Raw genomic sequence first — 16843 nt, 5'->3', positions numbered from 1 at the left:
GGTGGTTGCGGGGTTGCAGTCCTGCCGAAGGACAGGACTGCTTCGTGATCTGACTCGCTGCGGTTGTCTGAGCGGAGTTCACGCAGTGAACGCAGCGAGTTCCGCAGCGAACCCCGCAACCGCCACGACGCAGGTTGCCCCGCAGCGAAGCGAAGGGGTCGCGGACATCCGGGTCGCCTTTTCTTGGCCTACGTTCTTTTGGCGAAGCAAAAGAAGGTAGGTCGGCCGCCGGGCCGAGACCCGGCCTCGAAAAACAACCCCCCGGCAGGGAACAAAACAGATCCCTGAACCCATCAGGAAGACTCAGCGCCCACCCTGAAAACTACGCGTGCTGTACAGATCCGCCGGCAGCCGCGACAGCAGCGGCAGACCAGACACCGCATCCACCGGCTGCCTCTCGATGTAGTTGAAGAACACATCGGAATCGAGCACGCCAATGTCCAGACGGCGCGCATCAGGCACGGCCGCCAGCGTCTTGTAGCCATCGCCACCCGTGGCATTGAAGCTCAGCACGAACAGCTTGTAGGTGCGCGCCGTATCCAGCGGCTTCCACGTCTTGCTCGCGTTGTCATACACCTCGATGCCCGACACGCGCTGGCCGGCCGCCGCTGCCGCATTCACGTCAAAGCGCAGGCCGCCCGTGTAGGGGTAGGGGCCGGTCGTGCCGCTGGGGCCGTACACGGCCTGCAGGCCGTCCTCGAGCATGCCCTTGACTTCCGTGCCGGTGATGTCCAGACGGAACAGCTTGTTGCCGAAGGGCAGGACCTGGATGACCTGGGCGGCCGTGGTCTGGCCCAGCAGCGGGATGCGCACGCCGCCGCCGCTTTGCAGGGTGATGTCGGCGCCGCCGTAGTGGCGGTTGGCTTCTTCCAGGTAGGCCTGGGCCACGAGCTGCTGGATGTCGCCGCCGCGCACGCTGACGCTGCCTTCGGCATTGCAGGCTGCGCTGGACTGGCTGTAGTTCATGGTGCCGACGCCGCCGGGCACGCGGCGCGAGCACAGTTCCTGGGGCACGGTGGCGACCTGCTTGAGGTTGAACTGGGCGACCTTGTCCTTGAACGGCTGCAGCGCGGCGGTGGCCTTGGCCGAGGGCGTGGTCACGCGCAGCACGCCGGTGGCGGCGGCGCTGGCCTTGAGAGCGGTCTTTTGCGCATCGGTGGCGGCCTTGCCGGCGATGGTGAAGCTGTCGCCGATCAGCACATGGGGCGTGCCCGTGCACTGGGTGACGCGGCCGTCGGCGTCGAACTGGACCTTGAGGTCGCCGACGACCTGGGCGTACTCCCAGGCCTGGACCACGCAGACGGGGCTGCCGTCCTTGTCGGCCAGGCGCGTGGGGTAGGCGCCGCCGGGCGTGCCCACGCCGGTGGTGTTGAGCACGTCGGGGCCGAGCAGGGTGTGCGAGTCGCCGCCCACGACCACGTCCACGCCGCTGAGCTTGGGCACGATCTGGCGGTCGTACTCATAGCCCACATGGCTCATGACGATGATCTTGTTGATGCCCTTGGCGCGCAGCGCGTCGATTTCGCGCTGGGCCGCCGTGGCCTCGTCCTCGAAGGTGGTGTCGGCATCGGGGCTGGACGATGCCTTGGTCTTGCCCGCAATGGTCAGGCCGACGATGCCGATCTTCTGGCCGCCGCGCTCCACCACGGTGGAGGGGTTCACATAGCCGGGCGCCTTGGCCGCGTTCAGGGCCGAGTTGGCGCCAAAGCGCACGTTGGCGCTGAGCACGGGCGTCTTGCAGGTGCCGGCGCGCAGGCGGTCCAGGAAGGACTTGAGGCCGCTGTCGCCCTTGTCGAACTCGTGGTTGCCCAGCGTGAAGGCGTCAAAGCAGACGGTGTTCATGAGCGCGGCATCGGCCTCGCCGTCGGCGCCTGCGCGGTTGAAGTACAGCGTGCCGGTGAGCGCGTCGCCGGCGTGCAGCTTGAGCACGTTGGGCGACTGCGCGGCCAGCTCCTCGATGGCCTGGGTCACGCGCGCAAAGCCTGCGGCGTCCACGGCCACGGCTTCGGCCTTGCCCGTGCCGGCGTCCAGCTGCAGGGTCTTGCTCTTGGACTCCAGCGTGGAGTGGTGATCGTTGATGTGCAGAATGCGCAGCTCCAGCGGCTGGCCTGCGGGCGTGTCGTTGCCGGAGCCGCCGCAACCGGCGATCAGGGCGGAGGCAGCCAGGGCCACGGCCAGCGGGCGCAGGGCGGGGCGATGGGAGGTCAAGGACATGAACGGGTTCTCTCTGTATCGGTTTGTCACGGCCGCCGATGCTGGGCAAGGCTGATGACACGGCGATGAAATCGCCTTGCAGGGGGCTTGACCTTGACATGGTGGCAATCTCTAAAGTGCCTGCATGCGAGAACAAAGGAGTCAGGCAATGAATGCATCGACCAAGGCCGGCATGGCCATAGACCTGCCCGTTCAGGGCATGACCTGCGCCTCCTGCGTGGGGCGTGTGGAACGCGCGCTCAAGAAGCTGCCCGGCGTGCAGGAGGCCGTGGTCAACCTGGCCACCGAAAAGGCCAGCATCCGCTTCGAGGGCGCGGCCGACCTGCCGGCCGCCATTGCAGCCATCGAGAAGGCCGGCTACGAGGTGCCCCAGTCCAGCGTGGAACTGGAGGTGGAGGGCATGACCTGCGCCTCCTGCGTGGGCCGCGTGGAGCGTGCGCTGAAAAAGGTGGAGGGCGTGCAATCGGCCAGCGTGAACCTGGCCACCGAACGTGCAGTGGTGACGCTGGCTGGCAGTGCAGATGTGGCGGCCCTTGTGGCAGCTGTGCACAAGGCCGGGTACGAAGCGCGTCCGCTGGGCGCCAGCGCGAACCCGGCCAGTGAGGGCGATGCAGCGCAGTCGCCGGCCGAAGACGGCACGGAGCAGCGCCAGGCGCGCGAGCGGGCCTCGCTCAAGCGCTCGCTGGTCGTGGCCACGGTGTTTGCTTTGCCGGTGTTCGTGCTGGAGATGGGCGGCCACATGGTGCCGGCCTTCCACCACTGGGTGGGTCAGGCCATCGGCACGCAGAACAGCTGGTACCTGCAGTGCCTGCTGTCGGCCATCGTGCTGTTCGGGCCGGGCCTGCGCTTTTTCCAGAAGGGCATTCCCGCGCTGCTGCGCGGCGCGCCCGACATGAATTCGCTGGTGGCCGTGGGCACCTCGGCGGCGTTTGCCTATTCGCTGGTGGCCACCTTCGTGCCGCACTGGCTGCCGGCCGGCACGGTGAATGTGTATTACGAGGCGGCGGCCGTGATCGTGGCGCTGATCCTGCTGGGCCGCTTCATGGAGGCGCGCGCCAAGGGCAATACCTCGGAGGCCATCCGCCGCCTGGTGCGACTGCAGGCCAAGACGGCGCGCGTGCGCAAGGACGGCGCCGTGCAGGAAGTGGACATCGCCGCCGTGCGTGCGGGCGACACCATCGAGGTGCGGCCCGGCGAGCGCATTCCCGTCGATGGCGAGGTCATCGAGGGCAGCAGCTTCGTCGATGAATCCATGATCAGCGGCGAGCCCGTGCCGGTCGAGAAAACCCTGGGTGCCGAACTGGTCGGCGGCACGGTGAACCAGAACGGCGCGCTGGCCTTTCGCGCCACCAAGGTGGGCGCGGACACGCTGCTGGCGCAGATCATCCGCATGGTCGAGCAGGCCCAGGGCTCCAAGCTGCCCATACAGGCGCTGGTGGACCAGGTCACCATGTGGTTCGTTCCGGCCGTGATGGCCGTGGCCCTGCTGACCTTCGGCGCATGGCTGGCCTGGGGGCCGTCGCCCGCACTGAGCTTTGCGCTGGTCAATGCCGTGGCCGTGCTCATCATCGCCTGCCCCTGCGCCATGGGCCTGGCCACGCCCACCTCCATCATGGTGGGCACGGGCCGGGCCGCGCAGATGGGCGTGCTGCTGCGCAAGGGCGAGGCCCTGCAGACCCTCAAGGACGCCCGCGTGGTGGCTGTGGACAAGACGGGCACGCTGACGCGAGGCCGCCCCGAACTGACCGACCTGGTGCTGGCCCCCGGCTTCGAGGGCGAGCGCAGCCGCGTGCTGGCGCTGGTGGCGGCCGTGGAGGACCGCTCCGAGCACCCGATTGCGCGCGCCATCGTGGATGCTGCCAAGGCCGAGGATCTGCCGCTGGGTGCTGTTGAGCGCTTTGAATCGGTCACGGGCTTTGGCGTGCGCGCCCAGGTGGGCGGCGTGCGCGTGGAGATCGGTGCCGACCGCTTCATGCGCGAATTGGGCCTGCAGGTGGACACGCTGGCAGACGAGGCCGCGCGCCTGGGCGACGAAGGCAAGACGCCGCTGTATGCCGCGGTGGACGGTCGCCTGGCCGCCATGATCGCCGTGGCCGATCCCATCAAGGACAGCACGCCGGCCGCCATTGCTGCGCTGCACGGCCTGGGCCTGAAGGTGGCCATGATCACCGGCGACAACCGCCGCACGGCCGAGGCCATCGCCCGCCAGCTGGGCATCGACGAGGTGGTGGCCGAGGTGCTGCCCGGCGGCAAGGTCGATGCCGTCAAGCGCCTGAAGGCCGAGCACGGCACGCTGGCCTATGTGGGCGACGGCATCAACGACGCGCCGGCCCTGGCCGAGGCCGATGTGGGCCTGGCCATCGGCACGGGCACGGACATCGCCATCGAGGCGGCCGACGTGGTGCTGATGTCAGGCGACCTGGGCGGCGTGCCCAATGCGATCGCGCTGTCCAAGGCCACCATGGCCAACATCCGCCAGAACCTGTTCTGGGCCTTTGCCTACAACGTGGCCCTGATCCCCGTGGCCGCAGGCCTGCTGTACCCCGTCAACGGCACGCTGCTGTCGCCCGTGTTCGCGGCCGGGGCCATGGCGCTGTCCAGCGTCTTCGTGCTCAGCAACGCGCTGCGCCTGCGGCGTTTCAATCCGCCGCTGGCGGCAGGGCGCTGAACGACGAAGGGCGTCAGCCGGGCAGCTTGGGGACGTCTATGAAGTCGTCCAGGCTCAGGCCTTTTTCCTTGAGCAAGGCTTCTAGCACGGGCTGCAGGCGGCCCAGGCTTTGCTGCACGGTCTCGCGCACCGTGTCCACCACGACCTGGGTGCTGCGGTCGATCTCAACATTGAGCAGGTCGCCCACGCCCTTGGACTCGAACACGGTCATGCGGCGCGTCTCGGGGATCAGCCAGACCTCGAACCAGCCTGTCTGGCGGTCCACCTCGGACACCGTGAGGCTGGCGCCGTTGATGGCGATGTAGCCCTTGGCGAACACGTAGTGGCGAAAGCCCTCGGGAATGCCGAAGCGGATGCGGTGGTTGGTGTCGCTGGAGGCCACTTCCAGCACGGGCGAGGTGAAATCCACATGGCCCGACAGCGGATGACCGCCGATCTCGGCGCCATCCTTTGCCGCGCGCTCCACATTGACGCGCCCGCCCTCGGCATAGCCGCCCAGCGTGGTGATGTTCAGGCTTTGCAGCATCACATCGAACGTGGCGCGCGTGGGCGAGAGGATCTCGGTCACCGTCAGGCACACGCCGTCGGTGGAGACGCTGGCGCCGATGGCCAGGTCCTGGCAGAAGCCTTCGGGAAAGTCGAGGGTGAAGGTGCGCAGGCCGTTCTGGTCGCGCAGCGCGGCAATGCTTGCCACGGCCTGGATGATGCCGGTGAACACGATGTGGGATTCCTTGGAGCCGCCCGGTCGGCGGCGAAGCGGGTATTTTGCATCGCGGCGCTGCGCTGCGGGGGCGCAGGCCGGCGTGTCCCTGCGGGCATCAGGCCGGAGCCGCTGCCTCTTCCCACCAGCCGCTGAGCAGGGCTGGCGGCCGCTGCGCCGCATGCACCCAAGCACAGGACGGCCAGGCATCCTGCTGCACGTTCATGCCCGCATAGATGCCGTAGCCGGGGCCGGCCGCGATCTCGCCTTCGGCATGCAGGGTCTCGCCCGCGCGGATGCTGCAGGCCGCACGGATGTCGCCCAGCGCGCGCATGCCCCAGTCCACCTCGATGTGGCTGCCGCCTTCCACGTCGGCGCCAGCGTACAGGCCATGGCCCAGCTCGATCAGGCCGCTGGCGCGGATGCTGCCGCCCGCACGCAGGCCCTTGCCGCAGCGGATGGCGCCCTGCACCTCGATGTCCTGGCCGGCCTGGGCGCCGCCGGCCAGGCGCAGGTCGGCGCCGCAGCGCAGCTCCCAGCCGGCGCGCACGTCCTCGGCGCGCAGTTCCTCGTGCACGTCCACGCTCCAGGCGGCCTTGACCAGGCCGCCGGCCTGCAACGGGCCGCTGCAGAAGATGGCGCCGCCACTGTGCAGGTCCTGGCCGGCCTCGATGCGGCCGGCGTGGATGCCGGCGCCGGCCTGCAGCGTGCGGCCCACGGCCAGCAGGCCGGGTACGCGCAGCTCGCCATGCACGACGACGCTGCCCGAGAACACCAGGGCATCGGCCTCCAGGTGATCGACCTCCAGCACGGCGTCGGTGGGTCCGAACTGGTTCATGAGCCAGCGCGCGTCCTCGACGCGGCCATCGCCCACCAGGGCATCGAGCACGCGCTGGTAGTCGTTGCCGTCATGGCGGTTGCGCACGAACCAGCGAAAGCCCGCCGCGCAGGGGCTTTTGGCACGCAGAAAGTTTTGGGAGAGTTCCATGTCCATCATCGGCTCCGGGGTCAAGGCGGCTGCGCCATGCGGCGGCGCGGCCGAAAAGGCGTGCAGGCCAGGGAGATGCGGGGCGTGGGCCGGCAGCTCCTGGCATGCGCTTCGCATGCGGGATTCGCTGCGGGGGCCGTGCGGGAAGCTGGGGTGGACCTCAGGCTTTCCGCACGGCGGCGGAAAGCAGGGCCGTGAAGCCGCACAGGCTGATGAAGGCCGTGGGCACGCCGTGCACGCGCTGCGGCCGCTGCGCGCGCAAGGCGGTGCAGCGGGTCGGGGCGTGGCGGAAAAGGCGTGTATGGGCCATGGACAGGGGCAGGAGCAGCCGCGATTATGCCGCGAGGCCATTTGCGCACGGGGGCATGGGGCCGTGTACAGGACGGGGCTTCGTTGCTTTGGGTAACATCACGGACCCTGCGGGCGCCCGGTGGAGGACCATCGGCGCCCGGTTGCCCTGCTGCGCGGCGATCGGCCCGGCAGGGTCCTCTCGCCAAGAGAAGCCCATGAATTCCAAGACTCCCCCCTCGTTCCTGAGCCGCATCGCCATCGCGATCGGCAGTTTCTTCGCCATCCTCGGCAACGGCCCCCTGGCCGCCGATGTGTCCCGCCTGCGCGACGGCGAGCCGCTGGCCGCCGACGTGCCGCCGCCCGCACCCAAGGAGGTGCGCGTGGAGGTGCCCGTGGACCGGATCGTCGAGGTCCGTGTCGAGGTGCCTGTCGAGAAGGTGGTCGAGAAAGTGGTTGAAAAGCGTGTCGAGGTGCCGGTCGAGAAGATCGTCGAAAAGACCATCGTGGAGCCGGCCGCACCCGCTGGCACTGCCGCCCTGCAGCTGCTGGGCCTGCTGCAGCGCGAGGCGCGCTTCGTGGACTTCGTGCAGGAAGACGTGGTCGGCTATGCCGATGCCGAGATCGGCGCCGCAGCGCGCGTGGTGCACGAGGGCTGCCGCAAGGTGCTGCGCGAGCATTTCAGCATCGCCCCCGTGCGTGCCGAGGCCGAAGGTAGCCGCGTCACGCTGGCCGCAGGCTTTGATGCCGCCGCCGTGCGCCTGACGGGCAACGTGGTCGGCCAGGCACCCTTCACGGGCACGCTGGGCCACCGCGGCTGGCGCGTGGACGATGTGCGCCTGCCCCAGCTCACCGATCACAAGGCTGCCGCCATCGTGGCCCAGGCCGAGGTGGAGCTGTGAGCATGGACCAGTCCCGTCAATCCTCCCAGGCGCGCTACAGCATCGGCATCGACCTGGGCACCACGCATTGCGCGCTCTCCTATGTGGACCGCCAGGCCAGCGATGGCGAGAAGGTGGAGCAGGGCGTGCTGGACATTCCCCAGCTCACCGGCCCCTCCAGCGTGGAGGCGCGCCCGCTGCTGCCGTCCTTCCTGTACCTGCCGCATGAAAGCGAGCTGACTGCGGCCGACATGGCCCTGCCCTGGGGCGCCAGCCAGGACTTCGTGGTGGGCGAGTTCGCGCGATCGCGCGGCGCGGCCACGCCGATCCGGCTGGTGTCCAGCGCCAAGAGCTGGCTGTGCCATCCGGGCGTGGACCGCCGCTCGCCCCTGCTGCCGGCCGATGCGCCCGAGGAGGTGCACCGCGTCTCGCCCCTGACCGCCTCCATCCGCTACCTGTCGCACCTGCGCTGGGCCTGGGAGCAGGCCCATCCCGAGGCGCCGTTCGACGCCCAGGACGTGACGGTGACCATTCCCGCCTCGTTCGACCCGGCCGCGCGCGAGCTGACGGCCGAGGCCTGCCGCGCGGCGGGCTTCCAGAAGCTCACGCTGCTGGAGGAACCCCAGGCTGCGCTGTACAGCTGGATCCAGGCCAGCGGCGGCCAGTGGCGCAAGCAGGTGCAAAGCGGCGAGATCATCCTCGTCGTGGACGTGGGCGGCGGCACCACCGACCTGTCGCTGATCGCCGTGCTGGAAAAGGACGGCGGCCTGGAGCTGCAGCGCGTGGCCGTGGGCGAGCACATCCTGCTGGGCGGCGACAACATGGACCTGGCCCTGGCCTACGGCGTGGCGCGCAAGCTGGCCCAGGAGGGCAAGCAGCTCGACGCCTGGCAGACCCGCGCCCTGGCCCATGGCTGCCGCCAGGCCAAGGAGCAGTTGCTGGCCGACGCCACGCTGCAGTCCGTGCCCGTGGTCGTGCCCAGCCGGGGCAGCAAGCTCATCGGCGGCAGCATCCGCACCGAGGTCACGCGTGACGAGGTGCTGCAGATGCTGGTGGAAGGCTTCTTCCCGCGCGCAGCCGTCTCCGACAAGCCCCAGACCCGCGCGCGCGCCGCGCTGACCCAGCTGGGCCTGCCGTATGCGCAGGACGCGGCCGTCACGCGCCACCTGGCGGCCTTCCTCTCGCGCCAGGCCGGCGCCACCGAGCAGATCGAAGGCCTCAAGGGCACGCAGCCCGAGGGCGCGTCCTTCCTGCATCCCTCGGCCATCCTGTTCAACGGCGGCGTGCTCAAGGCGCCGCAGATCGAGCAGCGCATCCTGGAAGTCGTCAACGGCTGGCTGGCCGGCGAGGGCGCGCAACCCGCGCGCCTGCTGGATGGCGCCAACCTGGACCTGGCCGTGGCGCGCGGCGCCGCCTACTTCGGCCATGTGGCGGCTGCGGGCCGTGGCGTGCGCATCCGTGGCGGCACGGCGCAGAGCTATTACGTGGGCGTGGAAAGCAACATGCCCGCCATCCCCGGCATGGAGCCGCCCATCTCGGCCCTGTGCCTGGCGCCCTTCGGCATGGAAGAGGGCACCGAGGTGGCGCTGGACACCCAGGAATTCGGCCTGGTCGTGGGCGAGCCCGTGCGCCTGCGCTTTTTCGGCTCCTCCGTGCGCCGCGCCGACCAGGTCGGCACCGTGCTGGACTTCTGGGGTCCCGAGGAACTGGTCGAGCTGCAGGAAATCGAGGCCCACCTGCCCGCCGAAGGCCGTGCGCCCGGCGAGATCGTGCCCGTCACCCTGCATGCGCGCGTGACCGACATCGGCACGCTGGAGCTCAACGCCGTGCCCGTGGGTGGCGACGAACGCTGGAAGGTGGAGTTCGACGTGCGGGCCGATGTAGCGTAGCCCGTCCCGGCGGCAGGCCCGGTCCGGGCCGCGCACCGTGCCCTGTATTGACTGCCGATATGCCTGATACCGCCGCCTCCGAATCTTTCGCCCCCGCTCCCGTGTCCGGTGCAGCCCACATCGTGGGCATCGACCTTGGCACCAGCCACACCGTGGTGGCGCATGTGCCCGTGGGCGGCACGGCGGCCGACATCGCCTTGCTGCCCGTGGCGCAGCGCGTCTCGGCCAGCGAGGTCGCGGCCCAGGTGCTGCTGCCCTCGGCGCGCTACCAGGCGGCGCCCGGCGAACTGGGCGATGGCTGGCAGCAGCCCTGGACGGCACTGGGCGCCGATGCGCAAGCGCCCGCCGTCAATGGCCGCTGGGCGCGTGACCTGGGCGCGGCCGTGCCTTCGCGCCTGGTGGCCAGCGCCAAAAGCTGGCTGTCGCATGCGGGCGTGGACCGCACGGCGGCCATCCTGCCCTGGGGCGCGCCCGAAGAGGTGGCCCGGCTGTCGCCGCTGCAGGCCTCGGCCAGCTACCTGGACCATGTCCGGCAGGCCTGGGATAGCACGCACCCCGGCGCGCCGCTGCGGGACCAGCTGGTCGTGCTGACCGTGCCAGCCTCGTTCGACGAAGGCGCGCGCGCACTCACGCTGGAGGCCGCGCGGCTGGCCGGCTTGCCTGCGGTGCAATTGCTGGAGGAACCCAAGGCCGCCTTCCACGACTGGCTGGTGCTGCAGGGCGAGCACTTGGCGGCCGAGCTGGCGCATTGCCGCCTGGTGCTGGTGGTGGATGTGGGCGGCGGCACCACCGACCTGACCCTGATCCGCGTGCAGCCCGCTGAAGCTGGAGGCCTGCCCGTGCTGACACGCACGGCCGTGGGCGAGCACCTGATGCTGGGCGGCGACAACATGGACCTGGCGCTGGCCCATCGGCTGGAGCCGCAGTTCGCCCCGCCCGGCGAGCGCCTGCCCGCCGCACGCTTCGCCCAACTCGTGCAGCGCTGCCGCATGGCCAAGGAACAGTTGCTGGCCAGCGAGGCGCCCGAGTCCGTGGCCGTGACCCTGCTGGGCGGCGGATCGAAGCTGCTGGCGCAGACGCGCACGGCCACGCTGCGCCGCGACGAGGTGCGCGAGGCCGTGGTCGAAGGCTTCATGCCGCTGGCCGGCCTGCAGGATCTGCCCACCCGGCGCCAGGGCGCTTTGCGCGGCCTGGGGCTCCCATATCCTGCCGATGCGGCGATCACGCGGCACCTGGCGCAGTTCCTCGCGCAGCACGCGGCTGGGGAGTTGCCCGATGCCGTCTTGCTCAATGGCGGCGTCTTCCACGCCCATGCGCTGGCCCAGCGGCTGGTGGCGCAACTGCAGGCCTGGCGCGGCCAGCCGCTGCGCCTGCTGCACAACCCGCATCCCGACTGGGCCGTGGCACGCGGCGCAGCGGCGCATGGCCTGGCCATGCATGCCCAGAGCCGTCCGTCTGAGGATCTGCCGGAATCGGAAGATGCCCGGACTGTGCCCGCCCCGGTACCGCGCATCGGCGGCGGCTCGCCGCGCAGCTACTGGCTGGTCCTGCCCGAGAAGGCAGGTGCCGCACCACAGGGCATCTGCCTGCTGCCGCGCGGCACGGAAGAGGGCGTGCGCATCGTGCTCTCCGGCCGGCGCTTTGCGCTGCGCCTGGGCCAGGCCGTGCGCTTTTCCCTGGTGGCCAACAGCCTGGCGGCGGCGCCTGCGCAGGCCGGACGCATCGCGGCGCTCGACGGCGAGGGCTGGGTCGAGCTGCCCGCCCTGTCCACCGTGCTGCCTGCGCCCGAGGGCCGGGACAAGGCCCAGGTCGAGGTGCAACTGCAGGCCTGCATGACCGAGGTCGGCACGCTGGAGGTGCGCTGCGTGGCCGCCGACGATGCGCAGCGCCAGTGGCTGCTGCCGTTCAGCGTGCGTGGTGCGCTGGCCGCAGATGCGCAGGACACCGGCGATCTTTCTGCCCGGCAGGGCCGGCTGGCCGACGCCGTGGCCCTGATCGAGCGCATCTTCGGCAGCCAGGCGCAGGAGGTGACGGCCAAGGAGGTCCGCCAGCTGCGCCAGTCGCTGGAGCGACGGCTGGGCCCGCGCGAGGACTGGGACCTGCCGATGCTGCGCGCACTGTTCGACGCCTTGCTGGCCCGCGCCAGGCGCCGCCGCCGCACGGCCGAGCACGAGCGCGTCTGGCTGAACCTGGCAGGCTGGTGCCTGCGCCCCGGCGTGGGCGCCGAGCTGGACGGCTGGCGCATGCAGCAGGTCTGGCAACTGCATGGCCAGGGCCTGGGCCATGGCGGCGAGGCGGCCAACCGCACCGAATGGTGGGTGTTCTGGCGCCGCGTGGCCGCGGGCCTGGACGAGGCCCGGCAGATGGAGCTGCTGGAAGAGGTTGCCGGCCACATGCAAAAGGCCGTGCAGCAGTCCACGCAGCGCAGCCAGGGGAAATCCGCCCATGGCAGCTACGACGACATGCTGCGCCTGTTCGCCGCCATGGAGGCCGTGCCCTGGCAGTACCGCCAGGAAATGGGCCAGTGGATGCTGCAGCGGCTGAAGCACCCTGGTGAATCCGTGCAGACCTGGTGGGCCATAGGCCGGCTGGCCGCGCGCATGCCGCTGGCCGCCAACGCCCACCGCGTCATGCCGCCCGAGGCTGCGCAGGAGTTCCTGGACGCCACCCTGGCCCAGGACTGGCGCCGCAATGAAACCGCCATGTTCGCCGCCGTGCAGATGGCCCGCATGACGGGCGACCGTGCGCTGGACCTGTCCGATGCCCAGCGCTCCCTGGTGCTGGAGCGGTTGCGCGGCGCCGGTGCACCGCAGCGCTGGATCGACCTGGTGGAACAGGTCCAGCAGATGGACGCCCAGGATGCGAAGCGCAGCTTTGGGGATAGCCTGCCGCCGGGGCTGGTGCTGGTGGGGTGAGGGCTGTTGCCCCAAGAAGAAGGCCCCGCAGTGCGGGGCCTTCTTCTTGGGGACGCACTGCTGTGCAGTGCGCCGGGATGGGCCTGGCTTATTGCGAATTCCAGACGTAGTAGGCCAGACCTTCGTACTTGAATGCCGGGTAGGAGGCGATCACGAAATCGCGTTCAGCCGCGTTGGCTGTGTAGAAGTGCGTGCCTGTCTGCACGTTGAAGAAGCGGAACATGGGAACGGTGCCATTGCCGGCGGCCGTCTGGGCATACCAGGACGTGCCCTCGCTCTTGAAGCTGGGGTAGGTTGCGATCACGTAGTCACGTTCAGGCTGGCTGATGGTGAAGAAGTGTGCGCCGGAGGCCGTGTTGAAGAAACGAAATACCGGGTTCAGGCCCTGCTGCGGCTGGGTGGACGCATAGAAGGCCACGTTCTCGTACTGGAAGGCCGGGTAGGTTGCCACCACATAGTCGCGCTCGGAAGCGCTGGCGGTATAGAAGTGAGCGCCGGTCTGGCGGTTGAAGAAGCGGTAGACCGCGGTGCGTGCCTGCCCTGTACCGGTCTCTCCCGTGCCCGTGCCAGCATCTGCCGCGAGCCATTTCTGGATACTGGGGAAGAGCAGGTCAAAGCGTCCATAGATCGAGTTGCCGCCCGTGCGCGAGCAGGTCTGGTCGTCGCCGCCGTAGAGCGTGCCGACCAGCAGGCCATTCAGGAACAGGCCAGAGCCGCTGCTGCCCGGCTGTGTCAGCCCCTGGTCCCAATTCACGCTGAGGTAGCCGCCATCGCGGTACCGGCAGGTCATGGTGGCATCGCTGGAGGGTTCGCAGGCCAAGGAGCGGTCATAGGTGCCGAAGCTGATCTTCTGCAGGTCGCCACGCGGGTGGTGTATGCCTACCACCTTGGCGCCACTGGTCAGGGCCTGGGTGGACCAGCCGGCAAAGACGGCGCCTGCAGGGGCGGCTTCGTTGAGCCGCAGCAAGCTGCCGTCATAGGTGGCTGTGGCGTACAGCAGGGTGGCGCCGTTGCGCAGCGTGCGCGAGGCCGACGACAGCGTGCGGCTGTTGCACGAGGGCGTGCGATAGAACCACGAAGTCTCCAGCGTGGAGGCCACGGTCTGGGTGCTGATGCAATGGTTGGCCGTGATGAAGTAGGGCGTGCCGGAGCCTGCCTTGTCGTTGATCAGCGTGCCCGAGCACACATAGCCCTGGCCGTTCTGGACATAGAACATGCGCGCCACGGCGTTGCGCTGCGCGCTGTAGGCGTCATAGCAGGTGGAGTCCAGGTGGCATGACAGGGACTCGTTGAGCTGGGCCGAGAACACGTTCTCGCCCTCCAGCGGCAGCGACAGGTTCTCGTACACGTGCATGACGCGCGGAATGGCCAGTCGCAGCGCATCGGCGGGCGTGCCGGGCGGCAGGTCGATCTCCAGGGTGACCTCGTCACCGCCGCTGTCGGGCGTCCACCAGGTGCGGCCATCGGCGCTGGCATCGCCTGCGTCCTTGTTGGCCTGCAGCAGTTGGAGCACGCGCTGGCCCGAAATTTCATAGGCGCCGGCGCGGTCGCCCTGCGCATAGATGCGCAGCAGGGCGCTGCCGGGCAACTGTTCGATTTCCACGCCCAGGCGAATGCCGTAGGCACCTTCGGAGCGCACGCTGACTGCGGCAATCAGCCCGCCGTCGGCCGAGGTCTGCCATTGCAGTTGCCCGCCCAGGGCCTGGGTGGTGGCGGTCTGGCTGCTGGGGCGCTGTGCGCCCACCTGCAGGGCGCCGCCCACAGCGGCCGAGGCGGCTCGCACATCCTTCCAGGTGCCCAGTTCCACGCGCAGCGGCGTGGGGGTGACGGCTGCGGGGGAAGACATGCTGCGTGAAGCCAGGAACTCCCGAGGCGTGTCCTGCGGCTGGACGCGCGAGTCCACGCTCATGCGAGGGATGAACTGAGGCACATCGGCGGCGCCCTCCTGCCCCCATGCCAGCCCCAGGCTGCCTGCCAGGGCGAGCGCCAGCGCGACGCTGCGCAAACCCCTGCGCGCAGTGGTGTCGAAAAGATCGGTCATGAGCTCCCTCTCAACGGATTGGTGGATATTGCGAAACCCGGGCATTTTAGGTGTTGTGTGCGTGACAGCCCGGTGACGGCACCGCCGTCCGGCGCTTCCTAGAATGGTCGCTGCGCTGCAGCGGCAGCCGGGTGCGGACACTGCGAGCGCCGTGCCTGCCCCACACATCTGCCCCCTGTCATCTACCAAGGATCTGATCCAGCATGAGCCATTCCTACTCCGACACCCAACTCCTGATCGACGGCCAATGGCAGGACGCCGCCAGCGGCAGGAAGATTCCCGTGCGCAACCCGGCCAGCGGCGAAGTCATCGGCCATGTGGCCCATGCCGACGTGGCCGACCTGGACCGTGCGCTGGCCGCAGCGCAGCGCGGTTTCGAGGTCTGGCGCAATGTCTCCGCCCATGAGCGCGGCGCCGCCATGCGCCGTGCCGCCGCCCTGCTCAAGGAGCGCGCCGACGAGATCGCCGCGCTCCTGACGCAGGAGCAGGGCAAGCCCGTGGCCGAGGCCAAGGGCGAAATCCTGGCCGGCGTGGGCATCATCGAATGGTTTGCCGACGAGGCGCTGCGCGTGTATGGCCGCATCGTGCCCTCGCGCCGCCCCGAGGTGCAGCAGCTGGTGATCAAGGAGCCCGTGGGCCCCGTGGCCGCCTTCACGCCCTGGAACTTCCCCGTCAACCAGATCGTGCGCAAGATCGGCGCGGCGCTGGCCACGGGCTGCTCCTTCCTGTGCAAGGCGCCCGAGGAAACGCCGGCTGCGCCCGCAGCCCTGTTCAAGTGCTTTGTCGATGCCGGCGTGCCGGCCGGCGTGGTGGGCCTGGTGTTCGGTGATCCGGCGCAGATTTCCTCCTACCTGATCGCCCATCCCGTGATCCGCAAGGTCACGTTCACCGGCTCCACCGCAGTGGGCAAGCAGTTGGCGGCGCTGGCCGGCCAGCACATGAAGCGCTCGACCATGGAGCTGGGTGGCCACGCGCCGGTCATCGTGGTCGAGGATGCCGACGTGGCCCTGGCCGTGAAGGCCGCAGGCGCGTCCAAGTTCCGCAACGCGGGCCAGGTCTGCATCTCGCCCACGCGCTTTCTGGTGCACAACAGCGTGCGCGAGGAATTCACGCGCGCCATGGTCGCCCATGCCGAAGGCCTCAAGGTCGGCGATGGCCTGGTCCAGGGCACGCAGATGGGCCCGCTGGCCAATCCGCGCCGCGTCACGGCCTTGTCCCATCTGATCGAGGATGCGCAAAAGCAGGGCGCCAAGCTGCTTACGGGCGGTGCCTCGCTGGGCGGCGCGGGCAACTTCTTCGCTCCCACGGTGCTGGGCGACGTGCCGCTGAGCGCCGAGATCTTCAACCAGGAGCCCTTCGGCCCCGTGGCCGCCATCCGCGGCTTTGACGATCTGGGCGAGGCCATTGCCGAGGCCAACCGCCTGTCCTACGGCCTGGCGGCCTATGCGTTCACGCGCTCCATCAAGACGGCCCACCAACTGGCCCAGCAGGTCGAGACCGGCATGCTGTGGATCAACCAGCCGGCCGTGGCCTCGGCCGAGATGCCGTTCGGCGGCGTCAAGGATTCAGGCTATGGCTCCGAGGGCGGCCCCGAGGCGCTGGAGGCCTATCTGGTCGCCAAGGCCGTGTCGATCGCGGCGGTGTAAGACAGGCATCTGCCCCATGGACAAGGCCGTCCCACTCGCGTGGGACGGCCTTTGTTTTCATGGGGCGGCAACGCCCGACGTGGCGACCCCTGGTATGCGGTAGACGACGAGCACGTACTTTGAAAGGCTCTGGCGCTCAACCTCCACGCCACCCAGCCCCTGGGCAATGCGCCGGCTGGCGGTATTGGGCTCGGCCACCGGATAGCGCAAGGACTGTGGCGCAAAGGTCGCTCGGGCCCATGCTGCCAGCGCGGCCACGGCTTCGCGGCCATAGCCCTGGCCATGCATGTCCTCGCGTATCCAGATGCCGAGTTCGGGCTCGGCGTCGCGCGCGCGGTGCAGGCCCAGCAGGCCGGTGAATCGGCCTGACGTGCGCTCGCGCAGCGTGAAGTTGAAGTCCGTGCCGGCTGCGATCTTCGGCAGCCATCCGCGCCAGACCGCCTCGAACTCGGCAGGAGTCGACGCCGGCTCGAAGGACAGGTAGCGCGTCAGCGTGGGCGTGATGCAGGCAAAGGCCTCATCGGCATCGGCGGCAGTGAAGGGGCGCAGCGCCAGGCGCTGTGAGGTGATGGTGGTGTCGCTCCACGACATGGATGCTTTCCTTGCAACAAGG

The 16843-nt window shown here is 69.5% G+C and carries 11 protein-coding genes; 5 read left to right on the top strand and 6 right to left on the bottom strand.

What is annotated here, in order from left to right:
• Positions 1-303 precede the first annotated feature (303 nt).
• A complete protein-coding gene (locus ACM14_RS16945) occupies positions 304-2214 on the bottom strand; it encodes a bifunctional UDP-sugar hydrolase/5'-nucleotidase (protein WP_065346805.1) in 1911 nt (636 codons plus the stop codon).
• A gap of 148 nt (positions 2215-2362) precedes the next feature.
• On the opposite strand from ACM14_RS16945, the gene ACM14_RS16940 reads away from it, so the two are divergent.
• Entirely contained in the window at positions 2363-4882 is a 2520-nt protein-coding gene (locus ACM14_RS16940; protein ID WP_065346804.1) for a heavy metal translocating P-type ATPase, read from the top strand.
• 13 nt (positions 4883-4895) lie between these two features.
• On the opposite strand, the gene ACM14_RS16935 is transcribed toward ACM14_RS16940, so the two are convergent.
• The 3 genes from ACM14_RS16935 to ACM14_RS32075 form a co-directional block, all read right to left on the bottom strand.
• Complete coding sequence (locus ACM14_RS16935) at positions 4896-5600, bottom strand: riboflavin synthase (protein ID WP_065346803.1); 705 nt, start codon at positions 5598-5600, stop codon at positions 4896-4898.
• A gap of 100 nt (positions 5601-5700) precedes the next feature.
• Positions 5701-6576, bottom strand: coding sequence for a hypothetical protein (locus ACM14_RS16930; protein WP_065346807.1), 876 nt, complete (start codon positions 6574-6576; stop codon positions 5701-5703).
• 154 nt (positions 6577-6730) lie between these two features.
• Positions 6731-6880: a hypothetical protein gene (locus ACM14_RS32075; RefSeq protein WP_013800628.1), complete on the bottom strand. Its 150-nt coding sequence runs from the start codon at positions 6878-6880 to the stop codon at positions 6731-6733.
• A gap of 196 nt (positions 6881-7076) precedes the next feature.
• Between ACM14_RS32075 and ACM14_RS16925 the strand changes: the two genes are divergently transcribed.
• The 3 genes from ACM14_RS16925 to ACM14_RS16915 are packed head-to-tail and all read left to right on the top strand — an operon-like array spanning position 7077 to position 12543.
• The gene (locus ACM14_RS16925; RefSeq protein WP_065346802.1) at positions 7077-7760 is read left to right on the top strand and encodes a DUF2760 domain-containing protein; all 684 of its coding nucleotides are present in this window, start codon (positions 7077-7079) and stop codon (positions 7758-7760) included.
• Between the two features lie 2 nt (positions 7761-7762).
• Positions 7763-9628, top strand: coding sequence for an Hsp70 family protein (locus ACM14_RS16920; RefSeq protein WP_065346801.1), 1866 nt, complete (start codon positions 7763-7765; stop codon positions 9626-9628).
• 59 nt (positions 9629-9687) lie between these two features.
• A complete protein-coding gene (locus tag ACM14_RS16915; protein WP_065346800.1) occupies positions 9688-12543 on the top strand; it encodes an Hsp70 family protein in 2856 nt (951 codons plus the stop codon).
• A gap of 88 nt (positions 12544-12631) precedes the next feature.
• Here ACM14_RS16915 and ACM14_RS16910 read toward each other — a convergent pair whose 3' ends face one another.
• Positions 12632-14584 (bottom strand): trypsin-like serine protease, encoded by a 1953-nt coding sequence (locus ACM14_RS16910; RefSeq protein ID WP_065346799.1) that lies wholly within the window; start codon positions 14582-14584, stop codon positions 12632-12634.
• 203 nt (positions 14585-14787) lie between these two features.
• Between ACM14_RS16910 and ACM14_RS16905 the strand changes: the two genes are divergently transcribed.
• Positions 14788-16230: an NAD-dependent succinate-semialdehyde dehydrogenase gene (locus tag ACM14_RS16905; RefSeq protein ID WP_065346798.1), complete on the top strand. Its 1443-nt coding sequence runs from the start codon at positions 14788-14790 to the stop codon at positions 16228-16230.
• 57 nt (positions 16231-16287) lie between these two features.
• On the opposite strand, the gene ACM14_RS16900 is transcribed toward ACM14_RS16905, so the two are convergent.
• A complete protein-coding gene (locus ACM14_RS16900; protein WP_065346797.1) occupies positions 16288-16821 on the bottom strand; it encodes a GNAT family N-acetyltransferase in 534 nt (177 codons plus the stop codon).
• Between the last annotated feature and the right edge of the window lie 22 nt (positions 16822-16843).

Source organism: Delftia sp. JD2 (assembly GCF_001682645.1).
Classification (GTDB): domain Bacteria; phylum Pseudomonadota; class Gammaproteobacteria; order Burkholderiales; family Burkholderiaceae_C; genus Comamonas; species Comamonas acidovorans.
The sequence above is the reverse complement of the archived record's forward strand: the minus strand, read 5'-3'. Positions and strand labels throughout refer to the sequence as shown.

What these genes read in the sequence shown, in the direction of transcription:
- ACM14_RS16920 (WP_065346801.1), top strand. Translation starts at nt 7,763, where the DNA reads ATGGACCAGTCCCGTCAATCCTCCCAGGCGCGCTACAGCATCGGCATC.
- ACM14_RS16940 (WP_065346804.1), top strand. Translation starts at nt 2,363, where the DNA reads ATGAATGCATCGACCAAGGCCGGCATGGCCATAGACCTGCCCGTTCAG.
- ACM14_RS16915 (WP_065346800.1), top strand. Translation starts at nt 9,688, where the DNA reads ATGCCTGATACCGCCGCCTCCGAATCTTTCGCCCCCGCTCCCGTGTCC.
- ACM14_RS16900 (WP_065346797.1), bottom strand. Translation starts at nt 16,821, where the DNA reads ATGTCGTGGAGCGACACCACCATCACCTCACAGCGCCTGGCGCTGCGC.
- ACM14_RS16930 (WP_065346807.1), bottom strand. Translation starts at nt 6,576, where the DNA reads ATGGACATGGAACTCTCCCAAAACTTTCTGCGTGCCAAAAGCCCCTGC.
- ACM14_RS16905 (WP_065346798.1), top strand. Translation starts at nt 14,788, where the DNA reads ATGAGCCATTCCTACTCCGACACCCAACTCCTGATCGACGGCCAATGG.
- ACM14_RS16910 (WP_065346799.1), bottom strand. Translation starts at nt 14,584, where the DNA reads ATGACCGATCTTTTCGACACCACTGCGCGCAGGGGTTTGCGCAGCGTC.
- ACM14_RS16945 (WP_065346805.1), bottom strand. Translation starts at nt 2,214, where the DNA reads ATGTCCTTGACCTCCCATCGCCCCGCCCTGCGCCCGCTGGCCGTGGCC.
- ACM14_RS16925 (WP_065346802.1), top strand. Translation starts at nt 7,077, where the DNA reads ATGAATTCCAAGACTCCCCCCTCGTTCCTGAGCCGCATCGCCATCGCG.
- ACM14_RS32075 (WP_013800628.1), bottom strand. Translation starts at nt 6,880, where the DNA reads ATGGCCCATACACGCCTTTTCCGCCACGCCCCGACCCGCTGCACCGCC.